At 72.7% G+C, this 23,343-nt stretch carries 18 protein-coding genes; 12 read left to right on the top strand and 6 right to left on the bottom strand.

Annotated elements, in window-relative coordinates; translation table 11 throughout:
- The first annotated feature begins 5 nt into the window (after positions 1–5).
- Entirely contained in the window at positions 6–872 is an 867-nt protein-coding gene (locus ACL03H_RS13370) for an alpha/beta hydrolase (RefSeq protein WP_412811525.1), read from the top strand.
- 12 nt (positions 873–884) lie between these two features.
- On the opposite strand, the gene fdhD is transcribed toward ACL03H_RS13370, so the two are convergent.
- A complete protein-coding gene (gene fdhD / locus ACL03H_RS13365) occupies positions 885–1,730 on the bottom strand; it encodes a formate dehydrogenase accessory sulfurtransferase FdhD (RefSeq protein ID WP_412811524.1) in 846 nt (281 codons plus the stop codon).
- A gap of 225 nt (positions 1,731–1,955) precedes the next feature.
- On the opposite strand from fdhD, the gene ACL03H_RS13360 reads away from it, so the two are divergent.
- Positions 1,956–2,549 (top strand): YwqG family protein, encoded by a 594-nt coding sequence (locus tag ACL03H_RS13360; protein ID WP_412811523.1) that lies wholly within the window; start codon positions 1,956–1,958, stop codon positions 2,547–2,549.
- 170 nt (positions 2,550–2,719) lie between these two features.
- Here ACL03H_RS13360 and ACL03H_RS13355 read toward each other — a convergent pair whose 3' ends face one another.
- Positions 2,720–3,931, bottom strand: a complete 1,212-nt coding sequence (locus ACL03H_RS13355) for a helix-turn-helix domain-containing protein (RefSeq protein ID WP_412811522.1) — start codon at positions 3,929–3,931, stop codon at positions 2,720–2,722.
- Between the two features lie 593 nt (positions 3,932–4,524).
- Positions 4,525–6,861 carry an FdhF/YdeP family oxidoreductase gene (locus ACL03H_RS13350; RefSeq protein ID WP_412811521.1) on the bottom strand — a complete coding sequence of 779 codons (2,337 nt, stop codon included), beginning with the start codon at positions 6,859–6,861 and terminating at the stop codon, positions 4,525–4,527.
- Positions 6,862–6,982: 121 nt separating this feature from the next.
- Here ACL03H_RS13350 and ACL03H_RS13345 point away from each other — a divergent pair, with 121 nt between their 5' ends.
- Positions 6,983–9,619 (top strand): valine--tRNA ligase, encoded by a 2,637-nt coding sequence (locus ACL03H_RS13345; RefSeq protein ID WP_412811520.1) that lies wholly within the window; start codon positions 6,983–6,985, stop codon positions 9,617–9,619.
- 105 nt (positions 9,620–9,724) lie between these two features.
- On the opposite strand, the gene ACL03H_RS13340 is transcribed toward ACL03H_RS13345, so the two are convergent.
- Complete coding sequence (locus ACL03H_RS13340; RefSeq protein WP_412811519.1) at positions 9,725–9,937, bottom strand: hypothetical protein; 213 nt, start codon at positions 9,935–9,937, stop codon at positions 9,725–9,727.
- Between the two features lie 130 nt (positions 9,938–10,067).
- On the opposite strand from ACL03H_RS13340, the gene ACL03H_RS13335 reads away from it, so the two are divergent.
- The 5 genes from ACL03H_RS13335 (at position 10,068) to ACL03H_RS13315 (ending at position 13,400) form a co-directional block, all read left to right on the top strand.
- Positions 10,068–10,934, top strand: a complete 867-nt coding sequence (locus tag ACL03H_RS13335; protein WP_412811518.1) for a helix-turn-helix domain-containing protein — start codon at positions 10,068–10,070, stop codon at positions 10,932–10,934.
- On the top strand, positions 10,934–11,128 hold the full coding sequence (locus ACL03H_RS13330) for a DUF397 domain-containing protein (protein WP_412811517.1): 195 nt from the start codon (positions 10,934–10,936) through the stop codon (positions 11,126–11,128). Before ACL03H_RS13335 ends, ACL03H_RS13330 begins: the two co-directional genes overlap by 1 nt.
- A 176-nt stretch (positions 11,129–11,304) precedes the next feature.
- Positions 11,305–12,672 carry a bifunctional tetrahydrofolate synthase/dihydrofolate synthase gene (folC, locus tag ACL03H_RS13325; protein ID WP_412811516.1) on the top strand — a complete coding sequence of 456 codons (1,368 nt, stop codon included), beginning with the start codon at positions 11,305–11,307 and terminating at the stop codon, positions 12,670–12,672.
- Positions 12,669–13,109: a DUF4233 domain-containing protein gene (locus ACL03H_RS13320; RefSeq protein ID WP_412811515.1), complete on the top strand. Its 441-nt coding sequence runs from the start codon at positions 12,669–12,671 to the stop codon at positions 13,107–13,109. The genes folC and ACL03H_RS13320 overlap by 4 nt, the downstream gene beginning before the upstream one ends.
- A gap of 144 nt (positions 13,110–13,253) precedes the next feature.
- Positions 13,254–13,400, top strand: coding sequence for a PIN domain-containing protein (locus ACL03H_RS13315; protein ID WP_412811514.1), 147 nt, complete (start codon positions 13,254–13,256; stop codon positions 13,398–13,400).
- Between the two features lie 133 nt (positions 13,401–13,533).
- Here the strand turns inward: ACL03H_RS13315 and ACL03H_RS13310 are convergent, their stop codons facing one another.
- Positions 13,534–14,634, bottom strand: a complete 1,101-nt coding sequence (locus ACL03H_RS13310; protein ID WP_412811513.1) for a zinc-binding dehydrogenase — start codon at positions 14,632–14,634, stop codon at positions 13,534–13,536.
- Between the two features lie 338 nt (positions 14,635–14,972).
- Here ACL03H_RS13310 and ndk point away from each other — a divergent pair, with 338 nt between their 5' ends.
- Entirely contained in the window at positions 14,973–15,383 is a 411-nt protein-coding gene (gene ndk, locus ACL03H_RS13305; RefSeq protein WP_243789488.1) for a nucleoside-diphosphate kinase, read from the top strand.
- 89 nt (positions 15,384–15,472) lie between these two features.
- Entirely contained in the window at positions 15,473–17,434 is a 1,962-nt protein-coding gene (locus ACL03H_RS13300; protein ID WP_412811512.1) for a TIGR03960 family B12-binding radical SAM protein, read from the top strand.
- 83 nt (positions 17,435–17,517) lie between these two features.
- On the opposite strand, the gene ACL03H_RS13295 is transcribed toward ACL03H_RS13300, so the two are convergent.
- Positions 17,518–18,873: a S8 family peptidase gene (locus ACL03H_RS13295; protein WP_412811511.1), complete on the bottom strand. Its 1,356-nt coding sequence runs from the start codon at positions 18,871–18,873 to the stop codon at positions 17,518–17,520.
- Between the two features lie 250 nt (positions 18,874–19,123).
- Here ACL03H_RS13295 and ACL03H_RS13290 point away from each other — a divergent pair, with 250 nt between their 5' ends.
- Entirely contained in the window at positions 19,124–19,918 is a 795-nt protein-coding gene (locus ACL03H_RS13290) for a TIGR03936 family radical SAM-associated protein (RefSeq protein ID WP_412811638.1), read from the top strand.
- Between the two features lie 171 nt (positions 19,919–20,089).
- Positions 20,090–23,212: a translation initiation factor IF-2 N-terminal domain-containing protein gene (locus ACL03H_RS13285; RefSeq protein ID WP_412811510.1), complete on the top strand. Its 3,123-nt coding sequence runs from the start codon at positions 20,090–20,092 to the stop codon at positions 23,210–23,212.
- The last annotated feature ends 131 nt before the right edge of the window (positions 23,213–23,343 follow it).

Raw genomic sequence — 23,343 nt, 5'->3', positions numbered from 1 at the left:
TCCCGATGCTGAACCGGCGCACGCTGCTCGCCTCGGGTGTGGCCGGTGCGGGGGCGCTGGCGCTGGGGCTCAGCAGCGACTCGGGCGGTGCTCTCGTGGAGGCCGAGCCCTCGGCGCTGGCCCAGCAGAGCAACGTCTCGGTCGAGCGGGTCCACTCGCAGGCCCGCAACCGCGAGGTCGAACTGGTCACGATGTACCCGAGCGGGGTGTCCCGCGACCGGATCCCGGTGTGCCTGATGCTGCACGGCCGCTTCGGCGACGCGCGCAGGTCCGCGGGCGGGCTGCCCGCCTGGCTCACCAACGCGGTGAAGTCCGGGGAGGTACCGCCGTTCGCCTTCCTCGCGGTGGACGGCGGCGGCAACAGCTACTGGCACCAGCGCTCCGGCGACGATCCGATGTGGATGCTGCTGGAGGAGGTGCCGCGCTGGCTCGCCGAGCGCGGGCTGGGCGGCCAGGACGGGCAGCCGTTCGCGGTCTCCGGGATCTCGATGGGCGGGTTCGGCGCGCTGCTCTACACGCGGCGCCGCAACGAGCTCGACGACCCGGTGCGCGCGACCGCCGTGGTCTCCCCGGCGCTGATCAACGACTGGCGGGAGATGTCGAAGCGGCGGGCGTTCGCGGACGAGGCGGAGTGGAACTCGATCGATCCGATGAAGCACGTCGCCGCGCTGGGCGACGTGCCGCTGGGCGTCTGGTGCGGGACGCGGGACCGGTTCATCGCGGGTACCCGCCGTTTCGTCCGCGAGGCGAAACCCGAGGTGGCCTCGGTGAGCACCCCGGGCGGGCACAACAGCCGCTACTACCGGCTCGCGCTGCCCGAGGTCGTGGACTTCATCGGTGGCCACGCACCCGACCGCGCCTCGCACGGCTAGCGGCCGGGGCCATCAGGGGGCCGGGGCCGGTTCGGTCTCGGTGATCCGCTCGGCTCCGGTGTAGACGTTCATCGAACTCCCCCGCAGGAAGCCCACCAGCGTCATCCCCTGCTCCTCGGCGAGCTCCACGGCCAGCGAGGACGGCGCCGACACGGCGGCCAGCGCCGGAACGCCCGCCATCGCCGCCTTCTGCACCAGCTCGAACGAGGCGCGGCCGGAGACCATGAGCACGCAGCCGCGCAGCGGCACCCGCTGCGCCAGCACGGCCCAGCCGAGAACCTTGTCCACCGCGTTGTGCCGCCCCACGTCCTCCCGGCACACCAGCAGCTCGCCCGCGGAGTCGAACAGCGCCGCGCCGTGCAGCCCACCGGTGGAGTCGAAGACCTTCTGCGCCGCTCGGAGCTGGTCGGGCAGCCCGGAGAGCAGCTCGGGGCTGATCCGCAGCGCGTCCTCGGCGGGGGAGTGCCGGGTGCTCAGCCGCACCGAGTCGAGGGCGGCCTTGCCGCACACCCCGCAGGACGAGGTGGTGTAGAAGTTCCGCTCCACCGAGGTGTCGGGCGGGGCGACGCCGTCCGCGAGCACCACGTCCAGCACGTTGTAGGTGTTGCGCCCGTCCGGGCCGGGGCTGTCGCAGAACCGGGCGCCCCGCACGTCGTCCCCGCTCGCGATGACGTTCTCGGTGAGCAGGAAGCCGTGCGCCAGTTCGACGTCGTGCCCCGGGGTGCGCATGGTCACCGACAGCGCCCGGCCGCCGATGCGGATCTCCAGCGGCTCCTCGGCGGCGAGCGTGTCGGGCCGGGTGCGGGAGCCGTGCTCGGTCACGCGCAGCACGGGGCGGCGGACGGTGACTCGACCCATCGGGGCCTCCTGCGTGGGTGGCGGGGGTTGCTCCGCACAGTACGCCCGCCGCCTGCGCGCCTCCCGGCGCCGTCGCGGGGACCGCTGCTCCGTTCGGGTGTGAGCCGGGGGCGACCTCGTGCGGTCGGCGCCGCGGGGTCGGGGCGGCTCGCTACTGTCTCGCCGGGCGTCGCGCGCTGCCGCGGCGCCGCCCGCGCAACCCGGCGACAGCGAGGAAGCCACGCCATGCCCAGTGCCCCGGTCCGCCAGAGCCTGCGGTTCGTCGAGTCCGACGAGCCGATCCTGGAACCCGTGACGAAGTTCGGCGGTCAGCCGGTGTGGCTGCGCGCCCCGGCCTGGCCGCTGTCGGAGTCGCTGGGCAGGCCGATGCGGTTCCTCGGCCAGATCCGGCTGCCGGGGGAGCAGGTGCGGCTGGCGTACCTCTTCCTCACCGAGGACTACCCGGAGGACGACCAGGACGTCGTGGACACCTTCGAGCCGGACGGCGGGGAGAACGCCTTCTTCGCCCAGCCCGGCGAGCCCGCCGAGTTCTACCAGGTGGCGAGCATCGCCAAGGGCCCCACGTTCGGCCCGGACCACCGGGTCGAGTTGACGCCCTTCGACGGCGAGGTGAACGTGGACGACTTCGCGACCCGGTTGTTCGGCTCGCCGCAGTGGTTGCAGGGAGACGAGGCCCCCGGCGCGCCGTTCCGGTTCATCGGCCAGTTCGACAGCGCGACCGACTTCCCCTTCGAGGTCAACTTCGGCGACGCCGGGGTGGGCTACGCCTTCCTCGACGAGGAGACCGGGCAGGGCCGCTTCCTCTGGCAGTGCAGCTGACCGCTCGCCCGTGGCGGGCCTGCGCGGGCCGGGAACGCGCCGGTGAGGCCGGTGGGCGGTGAGCTCCCCGCCCCGGTCCGAGCGGGACGTTCGTCGGCTCAGCCGGGGTGCTGGCAGGTGCCGGCAGCGCCGTCGCCGGACGGCGCGGAGGAGAGCGGCGGATCGCCCGGTCACGCGGTGCGGGGGAGGGGGCGGGCGTCGCGGGCGGCGAAGAACCCGGCGACACCGGGGGCCGCGCGGTGTTCGCGCAACGCCGCCGCGAGCTCGTCCAGCCTGCCGCACACCCGGGCCGAGGACAGCGCGGCCGCCTCGGTGAGCACGGTGATCCCGGTGTCGGCGGCCTCGTCGTACCGCCCCGACTCGCAGAGGACCTGCGCCAGCGCCACCATGCTCAGCGCTCGGCTGCGCACCCGCTCCAGCGGCCGGAGCCGGATCGCCTCGCGGGCGTGGAGCTCACCCCGCCGCAGCTCGCCGAGGCTGCGCCAGCACTCGGTGGTCTCGCTGGACAGCGAAGCCAGGTCGAAGGGCGCGGTCCAGGCGCTCGGCGCGCCCCGCCCGTCCAGGCTCGCCCTGGCCAGCGCCAGTTGCTGCTCGGTGCCGCGCCGGTCGCCCTGCGCGGCCAGCGCTCGCGCGTGCAGGGCGTGCAGCCGGGCGACGAGCTGGCTCGAACCCTCGGTCCGCCGCACGTGGGCGAGCCCGTCCAGCGCGTGACCGGCGGCCTCCCGGGGGCGGCGCAGTTCGGTGCTCAGGTGCGAGAGGGAGGCGCACGCGTGGGCCACGAGCGCGTGATCGGCGGCGGCCGTGGCGAGCCGGTGGGCCGTGCGGAAGTGCCGCTGCGCGGGACCGTCCTGGCCGCTGTCGTGCGCCATCCAGCCCGCGAGCTCGATCACCGAGGCCGCCGCGGACAGCACCGCGGCGTCGTCGCCCTCGCGCCGCACCAGCGGCAGCACGACGGTGTCGAAGTAGTGCCGGACGGTCCCGTAGAGGGTGCCGCCACCGATGCGCCGGTCCGCGGCCTGGAAGGAGTTCGACACCACCCGGATCGCGTCGACCGCGCTCGTCGGCGGCGGAGGTGCCGGGGAGGCCCGTCCCCCGCGCGGCCGGAAGCCCAGCGCTTCGTCGTCGGCCGAGCCCAGCACCGCGCGCAGCGCCGCGCGGTAGGCGGCCGTGGGCCAGCGGACCGCGCCGCGCTCCCACTTCGCGATGTGGTGCGCGGAGAGGGTGTAGCGGCGGCCGGTGGACTCCCAGAGGTAGGCGTTCACGGCCTCGGCGAGCTCGGCGCGGGACAGCGGTTCCCCGGGAGCGACGCGCGAGGGCCGCGCCTCCCGGGCCTCCCGCAGCCGGTCGTTGCGCTCGGGCCGGAACCCGGGGCTTCGGGGCATGATGATCGACCTCCTGAACGTGCGCGGAGTGTATCCAGCCGAACTCGCTCGGTCATCATTCTTGCCTCAGGTTGCCCCGAAGGATCTTCGCCCGATCCGCTGTTCCCCCGTCCTGCCAGCAAGGTTGGCCTGATTCGGAAGGTTCCCCGGGTTGCCCCGCCGGAGCGCCTGCGGAGCGGGTCCCGCCGTGCCGATGAGGAGGACATGCGGTGGCAGCGAGCCCGGGTCGTGTCCCTGACGAGCGTGCACGACGGGTGTGATCACTTCGTCGACGATGTCGAGATGGCGGCGGGTCTCGCCGGGGGGCAGGGGCGGTATCGGGCGCTCTGCGGGCGGATCGTGCTCGCCGCGGACCTTGCCCGTCCGCCGCTCGCGCCCTGCTCGCGGTGCGTCGCGGTGCGGTCCCCGCGTCGCGGCCGCCTGGCGCGCTGAGCGGATCGCTCGCGCGCCGGGTGCCCGCCGCCGCGTCGTGCCGCGGCGTTGTCCCCGCGCGGCACGGCGCGGCGGCCCCGGCCGGTGCGGGCGGCGGTCACGCGCGCCCCGCCGCCCGCGCCGGTCCGCTCCGCGTCCGGGTCGTGCCGTGGCGGAACCGCTCAGCTCTCGACGCGGTCCAGGCGGATGAGCACGGCCTTGGAGACCGGGGTGTTGGACTTCTCCGCGACCGAGCCCAGCGGCACGAGCGGGTTGGCCTCCGGGTAGTAGGCGGCGGCGCAGTCCCGGGCGGTGGGGTAGGCGACGATGCGGAACCGCTCCGCGCGCCGCTCCTCCACGGTGGACTCACCGCTCGGGCCGGGCTCGCCGGGCCACTCCGAGACGAGGTCCACCAGATCGCCCTCGGCGAAGCCCAGCGCGGCGATGTCCGCCTCGTTGACCATGATCACCCGTCGGGCGTCCTCGATGCCCCGGTAGCGGTCCGAGAGCCCGTAGATCGTGGTGTTGTACTGATCGTGGCTGCGCAGCGTCTGCAGCAGCAACCTGCCCTCCGGTACCACCAGCGGCTCCGGCGTGTTCACCGTGAAGTTCGCCTTGCCGGTGGCCGTGGGGAAGGTGCGGCTGTCCCGCGGCGGGTGCGGCAGCACGAAGCCGTCCGGGCGGCGCACCTTCTCGTTGTAGTCCTCGCAGCCCGGCACGACGGCGGCGATGTGCTCGCGCACCGCGTCGTAGTCCCGCTCGAACTCCTCCCAGCGCACCGGGTGGTCGTCGCCGAGCAGCTTGCGGGCCAGCCGGGCCACGATCGCCACCTCGGACAGCAGCGATTCGGAGGCGGGCTTGAGCCGGCCGCGCGAGGCGTGCACCACCGACATCGAGTCCTCGACGGTGACGAACTGCGGCCCGGTCTCCTGCACGTCCCGCTCGGTGCGGCCCAGCGTCGGCAGGATCAGGGCGGTGCTGCCGGGAACCGCGTGCGAGCGGTTCAGCTTCGTCGAGACCTGCACGGTCAGCTGGCAGCCGCGCAACGCCTTCTCGGTGCCCTCGGTGTCCGGCGTCGCCGAGACGAAGTTGCCGCCCACGGCGAAGAACGCCTTCACCCCGCCGCGCCGCATCGCGCGCAGCGTGTCGACGGTGTCGTGGCCGTGCTCGCGCGGCATCGGGATGCCGAACTCGGCCTCCATCGCCGCCAGGAACTGCTCCGGCATCTTCTCCCAGATGCCCATCGTGCGGTCGCCCTGCACGTTGGAGTGGCCGCGCACCGGGCAGACGCCCGCGCCCGGCTTGCCGATCATGCCGCGCAGCAGCAGCAGGTTCACGGCCTCGCGGATGGTCGGCACGGCCTTCTTGTGCTGGGTGAGCCCCATCGCCCAGCAGATCACGGTGCGCTCGGACCGCACGAGCAGCCGCGCGATCTTCTCGATCTGCTCCCGGGGCAGGCCGGTCGCCGCGATCGTCGCGTCCCAGTCGATCTCGGCGGCCTGCGCGAGGAACTCCTCGGAGCCGTGGGTGTGCTGGTCGATGAACTCGCGGTCGAGCACCGTGCCCGGGGCCTCCTGCTCGGCCCGCACCACCAGCGCGGTGAGCGCCTTGAACAGCGCGAGGTCGCCGCCGATGCGGATCTGCGCGAACTCGTCGCACAGCGGGGTTCCGCTGCCGACGACGCCCCGGACGTTCTGCGGGTTCTTGAACCGCATCAGCCCGGCCTCGGGCAGCGGGTTCACCGCGACGATCGTGCCGCCGTGCCCCTTGACCTTCTCCAGCGTGGACAGCATCCGGGGGTGGTTGGTGCCCGGGTTCTGCCCCACGACCAGCACCAGGTCCGAGTGCTCGACGTCGGCCAGCGACACCGAGCCCTTGCCAACGCCGATGGTCTCGGTCAGCGCCGAGCCGGAGGACTCGTGGCACATGTTCGAGCAGTCCGGCAGGTTGTTCGTGCCGAAGCTGCGCACCAGCAGCTGGTAGAGGAACGCGGCCTCGTTGCTGGTGCGCCCCGAGGTGTAGAACGCGGCCTCGTCGGCGCTCTCCAGCCCGCGCAGCTGTTCGGCGACCACGTCCAGCGCGCCGTCCCAGTCGATGGGCCGGTAGTGGGTGTCGCCCTCGCGCCGGATCATCGGCTCGGTCAGGCGGCCCTGCTGGCCCAGCCAGTAGTCGGTCTTCTCCGCGAGCTCCTCGATCGAGTGGCGCGCGAAGAACTCCGCGTCGACCCGGCGGGTGGTGGCCTCCTCGGCCACGGCCTTCGCGCCGTTCTCGCAGAACTCGGCCACGCTGCGCTTGTCGCCGTCGGCCTCCTGCGGATCGGGCCACGCGCAGCCCGGGCAGTCGAATCCGGCGCGCTGGTTGAGCAGCGGCAGCGTCAGCGCGGTGCGCCCGACGCCCATCTGCTCCCAGCCGCGTCGCATCGAGACGAGCACGGCCTTGACGCCGGCGGCGTGGTCCTTCGGCGCGTGCGTGTGCAGGGCCGATTCGTCGATGTCCTGGGCGGGGGCTTTGCGCGGCATGCCCTCAGCGTCCCCCTTCGCGACCACGTGAGCACGCCACACGTGATGTGGTTCACATGGTGATGCAACGCGGGAGGTGAGGCCCGGTAGGCCCGCCGAGAGCGGTTCGTAGAATCGGCGTGTGACACAGACCAGCGCACCCGCACAGCCCCGCGAACTTCCGTCGAGCTGGAACCCGGCCGACGTCGAGGCCGAGCTGTACCAGCGCTGGGTAGCCGCCGAGTACTTCACCGCCGACGCGAGCAGCGACAAGCCGCCGTTCTCGATCGTGATCCCGCCGCCGAACGTCACCGGCAGCCTGCACATCGGCCACGCCTTCGAGCACACCCTGATGGACGTGCTGACCCGCCGCCGCCGGATGCAGGGCTACGAGGCGCTCTGGCTGCCCGGCATGGACCACGCCAGCATCGCCGTGCAGGCGCTGGTGGAGAAGCAGCTCCGCGCGGAGGGCGTCGACCACCGCGTGCTCGGCCGGGAGAAGTTCCTGGAACGGGTGTGGGAGTGGAAGGAGCAGCACGGCGGCTCGATCCTGTCCCAGATGCGCAGGCTCGGGGACAGCGTCGACTGGAGCCGCGAGCGGTTCACGATGGACGCCGGGCTCTCCCGGGCCGTCCAGACGATCTTCAAGAAGCTCTACGACGACGGCCTGATCTACCGGGCCGAGCGCCTGGTGAACTGGTCGCCGTCGATGCGCTCGGCGATCTCCGACATCGAGGTCGAGCACCGCGAGGTCGAGGGCGAACTCGTCTCGATGCGCTACGGCTCCGGTGCCGCCGAGATCGTGGTGGCCACCACCCGGGTCGAGACGATGCTCGGCGACACCGCCGTGGCCGTGCACCCCGACGACGAGCGCTACCGCGCGCTGGTCGGCACCGAGATCGAGCTGCCGCTGACCGGCCGCCGCATCCCGGTCGTCGCCGACGAGCACGTCGACCCGGAGTTCGGCACCGGTGCGGTGAAGGTGACCCCCGCCCACGACCCGAACGACTTCGAGATCGGCCGCAGGCACGACCTCCCGATGCTCACGATCATGGACGAGCAGGGGCGGATCGCCGGTACCGGCACGGAGTTCGACGGCATGGACCGCTTCGAGGCCCGGGGCGCCGTCCGCGAGGCGCTGCGCGCCCAGGACCGGATCGTCGGCGAGAAGCGCCCGTACACCCACAGCGTCGGGCACAGCTCCCGGTCCAAGGAGCCGATCGAGCCCCGGCTGTCGTTGCAGTGGTTCGTCAAGGTCGGCCCGCTGGCTCGGGCCGCCGGGGACGCGGTGCGCGACGGCCGGGTCGCGGTGCACCCGCCGGAGATGGCGAAGCGCTACTTCGACTGGGTGGACAACCTGCACGACTGGGCCATCTCGCGGCAGCTGTGGTGGGGTCACCGGATCCCGATCTGGTATGGCCCGGACGGCGAGGTCGTCTGCGTCGGACCCGACGAGGAGCCGCCCTCGGGCGAGGGCTGGAGCCAGGACGAGGACGTGCTCGACACCTGGTTCTCCTCCGGCCTGTGGCCGTTCTCCACGATGGGCTGGCCGGACGAGACCCCGGACCTGGCGAAGTTCTACCCGACCAGCGTGCTGGTCACCGGCTACGACATCCTCTTCTTCTGGGTCGCCCGGATGATGATGTTCGGCCTGTACGCGATGGACGGCGTGGCGCCGTTCAACGTGATCGCGCTGCACGGCATGGTCCGCGACGCGCACGGCAAGAAGATGTCGAAGTCCGCGGGCAACACGGTCGATCCGCTGGAGTGGATGGACAACTACGGCACCGATGCGCTGCGCTTCACGCTGGCGCGCGGCGCCAACCCCGGGGCGGACGCACCGATCAGCGAGGAGTGGGTGGCCGGTTCGCGCAGCTTCTGCACGAAGCTGTTCAACGCCACCAAGTTCGCGCTGATGAACGGCGCCCGGGTGCCGGCGGCGCTGCCGGACCGCGCGGAGCTCACCGACGCCGACCGCTGGATCCTGGACCGCGCCGACCAGCTCGCTTCCGAGGTGGACGAGCTGCTGGAGGACTTCCAGTTCGCCAAGTCCACCGAGGCGCTCTACCACTTCACCTGGGACGAGTTCTGCGACTGGTACCTGGAGCTGTCCAAGGTCCAGATCGACGCGGGCGGCGAGCGCGCCGAGCGCACCCGCGAGGTGCTGGGCCACGTGCTCGACGTGCTGCTGCGGCTGCTGCACCCGACGATCCCGTTCGTCACCGAGCTGCTGTGGACGACGCTGACCGGCCGCGAGTCCGTGGTCATCGCGGACTGGCCGAAGGCGGTGGGCGCACCGACCGACGAGGGCGCGGCGCGTCGTGTCGAGGCGACCCAGAAGCTCATCACCGAGATCCGCCGGTTCCGCTCCGACCAGGGGCTCAAGCCGGGTCAGCGGGTGGCGGCCCGGCTGAGCGGCCTGGACGCGCTCGGGCTGGCGGAGCACCTGCCGGCGGTGCGCTCGCTGGCGAAGCTGAACGAGCCGGGCGAGGAGTTCACCTCCTCGGCCTCCCTGGAGATCGGCCTCGTCGGCGGGAACGTCGAGGTGGAGCTGGACCTCTCCGGTGCGGTGGACGTGGCCGCCGAGCGCAAGCGGTTGGAGAAGGACCTCGCGGCGGCGCGCAAGGAGCTGGAGGGCACCGAGAAGAAGCTCGGCAACCCCTCCTTCACCGACAAGGCCCCGGCCGAGGTCGTCGAGAAGATCAAGGTCCGTCGCGAGACGGCGCGGACCGACATCGCCCGCATCGAGTCGCGCCTGGCGGCCCTGCCGGCGGCGTGACGCGAGCCGGTGCCCGGCGCTGCTCGGGTGGCCGGTGCTGCGTGAGCGAACGGCCCGTTCGCCCAGTCCCGCTGGGCGGACGGGCCGTTCACCTGTTCCGCCGGATCACGACGCGGCGGCGAGCTCGGAGAGCGCTCGGGTGCCCGCCTCGACGACGTTCGCCAGGGTCTCGTGGCCCAGGTGCAGGACGAACTCGTCCCGGCCGAAGAACAGGGTGATCCGGTCGTTGAGCTCGTCGACCTCGTGCCGCATCGGCACGCCCGGGGCCAGGTCCACGAACGACTCGACGGACACCTTCGACGATCGGTGCAGGACCATGCTTCTCCTCCGTGTCGGATGACTACCATGAGTGCGCATGAGCGCAACTAAGACTGACTGTCAGTCTTGAAGGTAGACCGATGCGCGGTCCGCTGTAAGTCGATCTTTCAGGTGAAGACGGAGATTGCCCGTGGGCAGAGCACGGCAGACCTTTGAACGCCGCCAGCTCGGCCTGACCCTCCGCCGCCTGCGTGCGGAAGCGGGCAAGTCCCAGCAGGAGGCCGCGACCGCGATCGGCAAGGCCCGCTCGCGCGTCGTCCAGCTCGAAGACGGCGAAGGTGCCCCGGCAGCCGCGGACCTGGACGCCTTGCTGGACCTCTACGCCGTCCCCGTCGAAGGGCGGGAGACGGTCCGGGCACTGGCTGTTGAGGCCCGCAAGCGCCAGGGGCGGCGCTCCTACGTCGACTCCTTGCCCAACGCTTACCAGCGGTTCGCGGATCTCGAAGCGAGCGCTACGGCCGTGAGCACCTTCGAGCCGGGAATCATCCCCGGTCTGCTGCAGGCCCCGGCGTTCGTGCGGGCGGTCATCGAGGAGTGGTCCGAGATCTTCCCCGAAGAACAACCCACGGAGATCGAGGACCGCGTCGCGTTCAGGCTCGCCAGGCACGCCCGGGTCTTCAGCGCCTCCGGGCCGAGGTCGGTCCGCGCGATCGTCGATGAGCAGTCGTTGCGCAGCGCCATCGGTGATGTCGGGGTCATGCGGGATCAGCTCCGTCACCTGCTCGCGCTGATCGAAGAGCACCCGCGCCTCGATCTGCGCGTGTTGCCGCGCGGGAGTTTCGCGCACCCCGGTCGCGGTGGCGGATTGACGATCTTCGAGTTCGGCGGTCGCGGACCGGCGGTCGCGTTCTCCTCGGTCGTCTACGGCCCGTCGGTTTACCTGGATGCGGAGTCCGATCTGACCGTGATGTCGAGGATCTTCGAGACGACATATCGGAGTGCGCTCGATCCGGAAGACTCGCGATCAGCAATCGAGCGGGCCCTCCAGGAGGCGTGATGGACACCGGGTGGTTCAAGAGCAGCAGGAGCTCCGGCGGCAGCGACAACTGCGTGGAGGTGCGGTTCGCCGCCGGGGAGGTGGGGGTGCGGGATTCCAAGGAGCGTTCGGGTGCGGCGTTCGCGTTCCCGTTACCGGCGTGGTCGGCCTTCCTGTCCCGGGCGAAGGCGGGCCGCTTCGACGGTCCGGTGTGATCGGGGTGAACGGACCGTTCGCCCAGCGGGAACGGGCGAACGGTCCGTTCACCTGAGCGGCATCGGGTGCCCCTGCGTGCGGGCGATCGCGCTCCGGAGGGCGCGGGGCCGGGCCCCGGAGTCTCCGACGTAGACTTGAGCTGGACCTTTTGCCGTCGGGGACAGGAGAGTGCCAGGTGTCCGGCACCGAATCCGGTGCGCTGCACGAGCTGCGCGTGGTGGAGGCCGAGCTCAACGAGCGCTGGCCGGAAACGAAGATCGAGCCGTCGCTGGACCGCATCCGCGCGCTCACCGACCTGCTCGCCGAGCCGCAGCGCAGCTACCAGGTGGTGCACATCGGCGGGACCAACGGGAAGTCCTCCACCTCGCGGATGGTGGACGCCCTGCTCTCGCGCATCGGGTTGCGCGTCGGCCGCTACACCAGCCCGCACCTGCAGCTCGCCACCGAGCGCATCAGCATCGACGGCGCCCCGATCAGCCCGGAGGCCTACGTCGAGGCCTACCGGGACATCGCGCCGTACGTGTCGATCGTGGACTCGAACCACGACGTGAAGATGTCGAAGTTCGAGGTCCTGACCGGGATGGCGCTCGCGGCCTTCGCCGACGCGCCCGTGGAGGCGGCCGTGCTGGAGGTCGGTCTCGGCGGCGGTTGGGACGCCACCAACGTCGCCGACGCGCACATCGCGGTGCTCTGCCCGATCGCGCTGGACCACGCCGACTACCTCGGCACCGATCTGGCGGGGATCGCGCGGGAGAAGGCGGGGATCATCAAGCCCGGGTCGGTCGTGGTGCTCGCCGCGCAGGCCGCCGAGGTGCAGACCCCGATCATGGAGCGGATCGCCGAGGTCGACGCCACCGTGGCCCGCGAGGGCAACGAGTTCGGCGTCCTCTCGCGCACCGTCGCGGTCGGCGGGCAGATGCTCAAGCTCCAGGGGCTCGGCGGCGTCTACGACGAGATCTTCCTGCCGCTGCACGGCGAGCACCAGGCGCGCAACGCCGCCGTCGCGCTCGCCGCCGTCGAGGCGTTCTTCGGCGCGGGCAAGAACCAGCAGCTCGACGTCGAGGCCGTCCGCGAGGCCTTCGCCGGGATCATCACCCCCGGCCGCCTGGAGCGGGTCCGCGCGGCGCCCGCCGTGCTCGTCGACGCCGCGCACAACCCGCACGGCGCCCGCGCCCTGGCCGACGCGCTCAGCTCCGAGTTCTCGTTCCGCCGCCTCATCGCCGTGATCAGCGTGCTGGCGGAGAAGGACGTGCGCGGGGTGCTGCGCGAGCTCGAACCGGTGGTGGAGGAGGTCGTGCTCACCCGGAACTCCTCGCCGCGCGCGATGGACCCCGACGAGCTCGCCGCGCTGGCCAAGGACATCTTCGGGCCGGAGCGCATCGTCGTGGAATCCCGCCTGGACGACGCGGTGGAGACCGCGATCCGGATGGCGGAGGAGACCACCGACGACTCCGACACCGTCTCCGGCGGCGGCGTCGTGATCACCGGCTCGGTGGTCACCGCCGGCGAGGGGCGGGCCCTGTTCGGCAAGGAGCCGATGTGACCGACGACCGCGCGTCCTTCTGGACGCTGCCCACCGCCCCGGAAGGCGTGCGCGACCCGTGGAAGGGCCTGCGCGGCGTCATGGCGGGCACGCTGGTGATGGAGTTCCTCACCTTCGGGCTCGCGCTGCCGGTGGTGTGGCAGTTCGGCGGCGGGGTCACCGGCGCCGGGTTCAGCGTCGTCGGGGTGCTCACGGTGCTGATGCTGATCGCCGGGTTCACCCAGCGGAAGCCGTGGGGGCTGCCGTTCGCGCTGGTGCTCCAGGTCGCGATGGTCGCCTGCTACCTCGTGCACCCGGCCGTCGGGATCATGGGCCTGCTGTTCGCGGCGGTGTGGGGCTACATGCTCTACCTGCGGCACGACGTGGCGAAGCGGATGCGCGAGGGCCGCCTGTTCGACCAGCTCGGACACCCCGAGGGCTACCCCCCGGAGCAGTGAGCACCGCCTGTTCCAGCGAAGGTGCATCGCGTCCCCGCCGCTTCACTCCCGCGGATGCGCTGGAGGAGATCGCCCTCATCCGGACGGCACCGGCCTTCGTTTCCCCTGGAGCCCGGCCCGCGCCGTGGGGAGATCTTCACCCAGTTGTGCCGCGAGTCCGCGGCATCGGGAGATCACATCCCCGACGCCTACCTCGCCGCCATCGCGATCGAGCACGGTGCGGAGTGGATCACCGCTGACCGGGGGTTCGCCCGCTACCCGGGCTTGCGCCGGCGGCATCCGCTGGACTGACCGGCGATCGGCGCCGCCGCGAACCAGGTGCGAATCGCCGAGCGCGTTCCGGCCCCGGTTCCGGGCCCGCCGAACGCCTCGGCCCCTCCGGGCCCGCCGAACGCCTCGGCCCCTCCGGGCCCGCCGACGGCGGTCAGGCGATGTCGATGACCGCGCGGCCCCGGATCTCGCGGCGGTCCAGGGCGTCGTAGGCGGACTGCACGTCGTCGAAGGCGAAGCGCCGGCTCACCGCGTCCTGCGGGCGCAGCAGGCCCCGGGCCACCAGGTCCAGCAGCACCGGCATGTCCCGCTGCGGCTTCGCCCCGTAGGAGCCCTTGATCTGCAGCTTGCGCCGGGCGATGGTGGCCAGGTCGAACTCGCCCGTGCTGCCCTTCGGCGCGATGCCCACGACGACGACCTGCCCGCCCTCCACCACGGAGTCCCGGGCGATGCCGAAGGTGGCCGTGCTGCCCAGCGCCTCGAAGGCCACGTCCACCCCGCGACCACCGGTGAGCTCGCGGATCGCGGCCGCGGCGTCCACCTCGGCGGAGTTCACGGTGTGCGTGGCGCCCAGCGCGGCCGCCGCCTCCAGCTTGTCGGCGGCGATGTCCACCGCGATGATCGACGACGCGCCGAACAGGCTCGCGAGCTGGATCAGCGAGCTGCCCACGCCACCGGCCGCGATGACCGCCACGGTGTCGCCGACCCGCACGTCCGCGGCGTGCCGCAACGCCCCGTAAGCGGTCATCGTCGAGCAGCCCACCGAGGCGACGTCGGCCAGCTCGACCTCGTCCGGGACCTGGTACACCGAGGTCACCGGCGTCACCGAGCGCTCGGCCAGCCCGCCCATCGAGTACATCCACACCGGCTCGCCGCCGGGCCGGAACAGCCGGGTCTGGCCGTCGTAGAGCAGGCCCTTCGCGCGGTTGTGCGCGAAGAACTCCAGGCAGATCTCCGAGCTCCCGCGCGTGCACTGGGCGCAACGCCCGCACGGCATGATGAAGCTGGTGACCACCCGGTCGCCCACCCGCACCCCGGTCACGTCCGGCCCGACCTCGGAGACCACCCCGGCGACCTCGTGGCCGAGCACGGCGGGGACGGGGAACGGCAGCTCGCCCTTGAGCACGTGCAGGTCGGAGTGGCAGGCCCCGCAGGAGAGCACGTCGATCGCGACCTCACCGGCCTTCGGGTGCGGGTCGGCGATCTCCTCGATGGTCATCGGCTCGTTCACGGCGGTGTGCACGGCTGCTCGCATCCGGACCTCCTCGTCGGACCGGCCGGTCGTACGGCCGGGGGCGAATCTAGCCCGCGATCTCCGCGCACACCAGGGAGCGGAGGTCCAGCCGTTCGCCGATCGCAGGTCACCGGGCCGGCGCCGGGCTCGGACGGGCGAGCGGGTGCGCTCACCGCGAGCCCGCGCCGCGGTCCGCGACCCCGGACCCGGGCCGGCAGCGCGATGATCACCGCGATCGAGGTCAGGTGGCCCCGGGTCGCCCCAGGGCGAGCCGCGTCACCTGCGCCGATACCCTTTTGCGCACAGACGGGCGCGGCGGGTTCGCACGAGGCCGCGCCTCCCACTCGAAGGAGAGAAACGTGAGCGAGCGCACCCTGGTCCTGGTCAAGCCCGACGGGGTCGAGCGCGGCCTGGTCGGCGAGGTCATCGGCCGGATCGAACGCAAGGGGCTCAAGCTGGTCGCGCTGGAGCTGCGCCAGGTCGGCGAGGAGCTCGCCAAGCAGCACTACGCCGAGCACGACGGCAAGCCGTTCTTCGGCTCGCTGCTGGAGTTCATCACCTCCGGCAAGGTGCTGGCCGCCGTCGTCGAGGGTCCGCGCGCGATCTCGGCGTTCCGCCAGCTCGCCGGTGGCACCGACCCGGTGGACAAGGCCGCCCCGGGCAGCATCCGCGGCGACTTCGGCCTGGAGGTCCAGTACAACCTCGTGCACGGCTCGGACTCGCCGGAGTCCGCCGAGCGCGAGATCAAGCTCTGGTTCCCGGAGGTCTGATCCCGCCCGAGGCGGTGGAACCCCGGGGCCGGGGTTCCACCGCGCGGTGGGCTGCTGCGGCGGCGGAGCGGGCCTCTACCCTGGCGGGTGTGAGTGTGGAGTCGGTGTTCGATCGCCTGGAGCCGCTGCTGCCCCGCGTCTCCAAGCCCGTGCAGTACGTGGGCGGGGAGCTCAACGCGACCGTCAAGGAGTGGGACGCCACCTCCGTGCGCTGGGCGCTGATGTACCCGGACGCCTACGAGGTCGGCCTGCCCAACCAGGGCGTGATGATCCTCTACGAGATCCTCAACGAGCTGCCGGACGTGCTCGCCGAGCGCACCTACTCGGTGTGGCCGGACCTCGAAGAGCTGATGCGCGAGCACGGCATCCCGCAGTTCACCGTGGACGCGCACCGCCCGGTCGGCGCCTTCGACGTGCTCGGCGTCAGCTTCGCCACCGAGCTCGGTTACACCAACCTGCTCAGCGCCCTGGACCTCGCGGGCATCCCGCTGCACGCCGTCGACCGCACCGAGGAGCATCCGGTGGTGCTCGCGGGCGGCCACGCCGCGTTCAACCCGGAGCCCGTCGCGGACTTCCTCGACGCCGCCGTGCTCGGCGACGGCGAGGAGTCGGTCCTGGAGGTCACCGCCGCGATCCGGCGCTGGAAGGACGAGGGCCGCCCCGGCGGCCGCGACGAGCTGCTGCTGCGGCTGGCCGAGAGCGGCGGCGTCTACGTGCCGAAGTTCTACGACGTGCGCTACGCCGAGGACGGCACCATCGCCGAGGTGGTGCCGAACCACGAGCGCGTCCCCTACCGGGTGTTCAAGCGCACCACGATGGAACTCGACGAGTGGCCCTACCCGAAGCAGCCGCTGGTGCCGCTGGCCGAGAGCGTGCACGAGCGGATGAGCGTGGAGATCTTCCGCGGCTGCACCCGGGGTTGCCGCTTCTGCCAGGCGGGCATGATCACCCGTCCGGTGCGGGAGCGCTCGCCCGAGGGCATCGGCGAGATGGTGCAGCGGGGCCTCGAAGCGACCGGTTTCGAGGAGGTGGGGCTGCTGTCGCTGAGCTCCGCCGACCACTCGGAGATCGCCGAGGTCACCAAGGGCCTCGCCGACCGCTACGAGGGCTCCAACACGAGCCTGTCGCTGCCGTCGACCCGCGTCGACGCGTTCAACGTGGACCTCGCCAACGAGCTGTCCCGCAACGGCCGCCGGTCCGGACTCACCTTCGCCCCGGAGGGGGGAAGCGAGCGAATCCGGCGCGTCATCAACAAGATGGTGTCCGAGGAGGACTTGATCCGGACCGTCTCGGCGGCCTTCGCGAACGGCTGGCGGCAGGTGAAGCTCTACTTCATGTGCGGCCTGCCCACCGAGGAGGACGAGGACGTGCTGCAGATCGCCGAGATGGCCAAGGAGGTCATCCGGGCCGGTCGGCAGGCGTCCGGGCGCAAGGACGTCCGCTGCACCATCTCCATCGGCGGCTTCGTGCCCAAGCCGCACACCCCGTTCCAGTGGGCCTCGCAGTGCGACCCGGAAACCGTCGACGAGCGGCTGCGCAAGCTGCGCCAGGCGATCAACTCCGATCGGTCCCTCGGGCGCAACATCGGGATGCGCTATCACGACGGGAAGCCGTCCCTGGTCGAAGGGCTGCTCTCGCGCGGGGACCGCCGGCTCGGCCGGGTCATCGAGCGGGTGTGGCGCGAGGGCGGTCGGTTCGACGGCTGGAACGAGCACTTCTCCTACCAGCGCTGGGTGGACTGCGCGGGCGAGGAGCTGGCCGCGCTCGGCGTGGACGTCGCCTGGTTCACCACGCGGGAGCGGGGGGAGCAGGAGGTCCTGCCCTGGGACCACCTGGACTCGGGGCTGGACAAGGAGTGGCTCTGGGCCGATTGGCAGGACGCCCTGGAGTCCCGCGAGCAGGACGACTGCCGCTGGACCCCGTGCTTCGACTGCGGCGTGTGCCCGACGATGGGCACCGACATCGAGATCGGCCCCTCCGGCCGCCCGCTGCTGCCCATCAGCCCGGTCGGTCAGGGTTCACCCATCCGCAACCCGGCCTTCCAGGACTGAGTCGCGCCCGCGGACCGGGCGGCCGTCCTGGAGCGGGGCAGCCGCTCGGCCCACCGGAGCCGCGCGGCCCAGCGCGGGGTGGATCACCCGACGGCCGAGCGGGCGTCCACGAGACCGTGGCCGTAGAAGCCGTTGTAGGTGGCGTAGCCGCGGCAGAGGGCGTCCTGACCGCCGTCTGCGTCGAGGTCGTAATCGCTCGGGCAGGTCAGCGGTCGCGCGCCGTCGAGCAGCAGGCGGCCCAGCTCGGCCGCGCCCGCCTCCGGGTGCCGAGCGGCCAGCAGGGCCGCCACACCGGCCACGTGCGGCGCCGCCATCGAGGTGCCGCAGAGCGAGCGGTGCTCGCCACCCGGCACCGTCGAGCGCACGCACCGCCCGCCCCGCTGGTCCCCACCCGGAGCGGCCAGGTCCACCTCGCCCAAACCGTAGGAGCTGTACCCGGACTTCACCGCGTCCGGGCCCACTGCGGCCACCGACACCACGCCGTCCAAATCGGCGGGAACCGCGGCGCACACCGGCCGCTGCCGGTGCGGGACGGTGGTGAGGTCGGTGCGGTCGTTGCCCACCGCCGCGACCGTGAGCACGTCGCGCGAGGTCGCGTGGGCCACGGCGCGGCGCACCGCCTCGCGCGGCACCGGTGATCCGGCGCGGGTGCAGCCCAGTTGCGCGGACTCCACCAGGAAGCTGCTGTTGACCACGTCGACGCCGTGCTCGGCGGCCCACATGAACCCGCACACGGCGGCCTCGGGATGCGCGTAGCCCTCCCGGTCGACGACCCGGATCGAGGCGATCCGGGTCCGCGGAGCGACGCCCCCGCCGCGGCCGTCGTCGTCGGCGGCGATGATGCCCGCGACGTGCGTGCCGTGCGCATCGCCCTCCGGAGGGGCGTCGAGCTCGGGGTCCTCCGGGACGAGGCAGTTCGCGGAGCGCCCCACGTCCACCGCTTCCGCCAGCTGCGGGTGCGCGCCGTCGACGCCGGAGTCGAGCACTCCGACCACGACGTCCGGGCTGCCGCGCGTGATCGCGTGCGCTTCGGGAACGTGGATCTGGCGGAGGTTCCACCGCTCGTCCGGCCCGGGGGCGGTCTCGGCGGCGGCGTTCTGGCTCTCGCCGGCCTTGATCCGGTCCGCGCGGATCTGCCGCTCGGCGCTGAACGCGCGATCCGGACCCATCCGCTGACCGAATCCGGGATCGGCCGAATCGACGACACCGACGCCGATCTCCGCGTAGTAGGCGGCCACCTGACCGCACCGGTCGGCGACCTCGTCCTCGGCCTCGGCGCGGGCCGAGCCCGGTGCGAACAGCACGACGTAGCGCAGCGGGGCGATGCCGTCGACGCAGCCGGGCGCCGACTCCGCCACCGCGTGCGGGCCGGTGCTCGCCAGCGCGCCGGCGACCAGCAGGCCGGTGGCGGCGGCGCTGACCCGCCTGACGAGGGGCACGGCCCACCTCCCACGTGGCCGGGACGGACGCGACGGTAGTCACCCCGGACCAGGAGGTACAAGGGCCGGACGAACATACCGCGCGGCGCACGACCGCCCGCGCGCCACCAGCCGGTACGGTCGTGGCGCGGCGTGGCGCCGCCGGTACCGGCTGCCCGTCGCCGCGGACCACGACCGGCCGCCGCGAGCGGCCCTTCCCGGGAGGAGCCTGGTGAGTCGTCGCGACCACCCCAACCCGTCGGCGGCACCGGTGCAGAAGCTGCGCCTGCGCTACGCCAAGCGGGGACGCCTGCGGTTCAGCTCGCACCGCGACCTGGCCCGGGTCTTCGAGCGGGCCCTGCGCCGCGCGGGCGTGCCGATGGCGTACTCGCAGGGGTTCAGCCCGCACCCGAAGGTCTCCTGGGCCGGGGCGGTGCCGACGGGAGTGGCCAGCGAGGCCGAGTACGTCGAGCTGCACCTGGTCCAGCGGGCCGATCCCGAGGTGTTGCGCGCCGAGCTGAACCGGGTGCTGCCGCCCGGGATGGAGCTGCTGGAAGTGGTCGAGGCAGGCCCCGGATCGCTCGCGGAGCGCCTGGAAGCGAGCAGGTGGGGGATTGCGCTGCCGGGCCTGCCCGCGGCCGAGCTCGGCGATGCGGTGGCGGCCCTGCTGGCCGCCGAGCGCGTCGAAGTCGAGCGGATGACGAAGGACGGTCGCCGGACCCTGGACGCCCGGGCGGCGATCCTCTCGGCAGAAGCCCAGGACAGTGCCGATCTGGATGCGCTGAGTGACCTATATCCCGCTTGCGTCGCCCAAGTGGACGATTGGCCGAAGGGCCGTGCACCGTATGGGATACTCGTAACGGTCGTGCGGCAGACAACACCCGTCGTGCGACCCGACGATGTGCTGAACGCCCTGCGCGTCGTCGCCGATCTGGACCCGTCGATCAGCGCGCGAGCGACCCGGTGGGAACAAGGTCGGCTCGACGACGAGGGAGGGCTCGCCGACCCGTTGACCCTGGACAGGGCGACGGCCGTGGCCCGCTTGGGGACTACCCCGGCCGGGTGACGGGCCAAGGCGCGGCCATCGTCGGACCCGCCGTGGGACTTCCCGGTTCACCCAGAGCCGGGACGGGGGGGACCAACAGAATTGCCGCCGCCTCCGGGTGGCGGAGACCGCAGAACGCACGTGCCCCTGTGCGGCCGCGTCCACGGACGCGCCCGGGGGCGGAGGAGTTGAATGTCGAACACGGAAACGCCCGCTGGGAACGCCAGCGGGCCATCGCCCACATCCACGCAGGGCAGCGGCTCGGACACCTTCGAGCTGCCCGCCAAGCTGCGAGTGCACGCGCTGGCGAAGCTGCTGGGTTCCAGCAGCCGGGAGGTCATCACCTCCTTGGAGCAACTCGGCGAGCCGGTGCGCAGCGCTCAATCCAACATCACCCGCGAGGTCGCGCTCCAGGTCGTGCGCGCCCTGCGGCCCGAGCAGCTCGTCGAGGGCGAGGCCCCGGCCGCTGAGCAGCCCGGCGAGTCCGCTCCCGCCGAGCCGGAGGCCCCCGCCGAGCCGGAGGCCCCCGAGGAGTCGGCCGCCGTCCTGAACCCGGTGTTCGCGGCTCCGCAGGCGATGTTCCTGGCGCCGGAACCGGCCGCCGCGCGCCCCGCGCCGAAGCCGGTCGCCGAGCAGCAGCAGCCTCCCGCCGAGGAGGAGCCCGAGCAGGACGAGCACGACGAGCAGGACGAGTCCGCCGACGGTGAGTCCGACGGTGACGACGAGCAGGGCGGCCGTCGCCGCCGCCGTCGCGGCCGTCGCGGCAGGGGCCGGGGCAAGGGCGGCGAGGGCGACCAGGCCGACGCCGAGGACCAGCAGCAGGAGGACGAGGTCGCGGAGAAGCCGGCCAAGTCCGGCAAGCAGTCCCGCAAGGACCGCAAGGACGGCCGCAAGGGCGAGGAGTCCGAGTCCGCTGGCGACAGCGAGCAGGAGTCCAAGGGCGACAGCGGTCCTTCCGAGTCCGAGGGCGAGGGGGGCTCCGACGAGGGCTCTCGCCGTCGTCGGCGTCGCCGCCGCCGCAAGGGCGCCGGGGACGACGACGGTTCGCGCGACGACGACCCGCCGAACACCGTCGTGCACGTCCGCGAGGAGCGGCAGGACAACGGTCGCGAGAGCAGCGACGACGAAGTCCGCGCGATCAAGGGCTCCACCCGGCTGGAGGCCAAGCGCCAGCGTCGCCGGGACGGCCGGGAGGCCGGTCGCCGCCGGGCCCCGGTGCTGTCCGAGTCGGAGTTCCTGGCCCGCCGCGAGTCCGTGGACCGCCGCATGGTGGTGCGCGAGAACGGCGACCAGACCCAGATCGCGGTGCTGGAGGACAACGTCCTCGTCGAGAACTTCGTCACCGCCTCCGGCTCCGGCTCGCTGGTCGGCAACGTCTACCTGGGCCGGGTGCAGAACGTGCTGCCCAGCATGGAGGCCGCGTTCGTCGACATCGGCCGGGGGCGCAACGCGGTCCTCTACGCCGGCGAGGTCGACTGGGACGCCGCCGGGCTCGCGGGCAAGGCGCGCCGCATCGAGCAGGCCCTGTCCACCGGCGACAGCGTCCTGGTGCAGGTCACCAAGGACCCCGTCGGTCACAAGGGCGCCCGCCTGACCACCCAGATCAGCCTGCCCGGCCGGTTCCTGGTCTACGTGCCGGGCGGCGGTGCCACCGGCATCAGCCGGAAGCTGCCGGACAACGAGCGCAAGCGGCTCAAGGAGATCCTCAAGCGGATCGTCCCGGACAACGCGGGCGTGATCATCCGCACGGCGTCCGAGGGCACCAGCGAGGAGGCCCTGGACCGCGACGTGCGCAGGTTGCAGGCGCAGTGGGAGGTCATCAAGGAGAAGGCCGACACGCCGAAGGCCCAGGCCCCGCAGCTGCTCTACGAGGAGCCGGACCTGTTGATCAAGGTCGTGCGGGACCTGTTCACCGAGGACTTCTCCTCGCTGGTCGTTCAGGGCGGGGACGCCTGGGAGACCATCGAGGCCTACGTCCAGCACGTCGCGCCGGACCTGCTGAGCAGGCTCACCAAGCACACCGGCAAGAACGACGTGTTCACCGAGCAGCGGATCAGCGAGCAGATCGCGAAGGCGCTGGACCGCAAGGTGTGGTTGCCCTCCGGCGGCTACCTGGTGATCGACCGCACCGAGGCGATGACCGTCATCGACGTCAACACCGGCAAGTTCACCGGATCCGGTGGCAACCTGGAGGAGACGGTCACCAGGAACAACCTGGAGGCGGCCGAGGAGATCGTGCGCCAGCTGCGGCTGCGCGACATCGGCGGCATCATCGTGATCGACTTCATCGACATGGTCCTGGAGTCGAACCGGGACCTGGTGCTGCGCCGGCTCACCGAGTGCCTCGGGCGGGACCGCACCCGGCACCAGGTGGCCGAGGTGACCTCGCTCGGGCTGGTGCAGATGACCCGCAAGCGGGTCGGCACCGGTCTGCTGGAGGCCTACAGCAGCACCTGCGAGCACTGCCGGGGCAGGGGCCTGCTGGTCTCCACCGACCCGGTCGTGCACCAGCACGGCCAGGGCGGCGGCAACAACTCCGGCAACGGGGGCGGCAACGGCGGTTCCCGCCGCAACCGCAAGGGCAAGCACGACGGGCACTCCGAGCAGGACGGTGCCCAGCACGCCGAGCGCAACGGCGCGGTGCAGGAGTCGGGCAAGCAGGAGTCGGGCAAGCAGGAGTCGGGCAAGCAGGACTCCGGTAAGCAGGACTCCGGTAAGCAGGACTCGGGCAAGCAGGACTCCGGTAAGCAGGACTCCGGTAAGCAGGACTCCGGCAAGCAGGACTCCGGCAAGGGCAAGGACTCCCGCAAGCACGAGCAGCCCGCGAAGCAGGAGTCCGGCAAGCCGGACCACGGCAAGGCGCAGGAACCGGTCAAGCAGGAGTCGGGCAAGCAGGAGCCGAAGGCGCCTGAACCGGCCCAGCAGGCCGAGCGGCCCGCTCCGGCGGCGAAGCCCGAGCCCGTGAAGCCCGAGCCCGTGAAGCCCGAGCCCGCGAGGTCCGAGGCCCCGGCCCAGCCCGCGGCCTCCGGTGAGACGAACGGCCGCTCCCGCCGCCGCAAGGTCAGCAGGCCCGCCGGGAGCACCGGCACCCAGGCCGAGCCGGTCGTCCTCTCGGTCCCGGCAGCCCCGGCCGAGTCCGCGACGCCGCCGGCGGCCAACGGAGCCCCCGAGGTGCCCGCACCCGCGACCGCCTCGGTCACCCGCAGGCCGCGCCGCCGGTCCGCCTCCCGGCCCGCCGGTCCGCCGCCGGATTCGCCGGAGGCGGTGCCCGGTGCCGACGAGGACGTCACCGCGGGCACGAACGCCGAGAGCTGAGCGCACGAGGAGCGGGGGGGGGGGGGGGGGCGACCCCCCCCCCCCCCCCCCCCCCCCCCCCCCCCCCACCACCCCCCCCCCCCCCCCCCCCCCCCCCCCCCCCCCCCCCCCCCCCCCCCCCCCCCCCCCCC

This window comes from Saccharopolyspora antibiotica, assembly GCF_047200635.1.
GTDB lineage: Bacteria > Actinomycetota > Actinomycetes > Mycobacteriales > Pseudonocardiaceae > Saccharopolyspora_C.
Note: the sequence above shows the minus strand (reverse complement) of the source record. Positions and strands in the feature narration are given on the sequence as shown.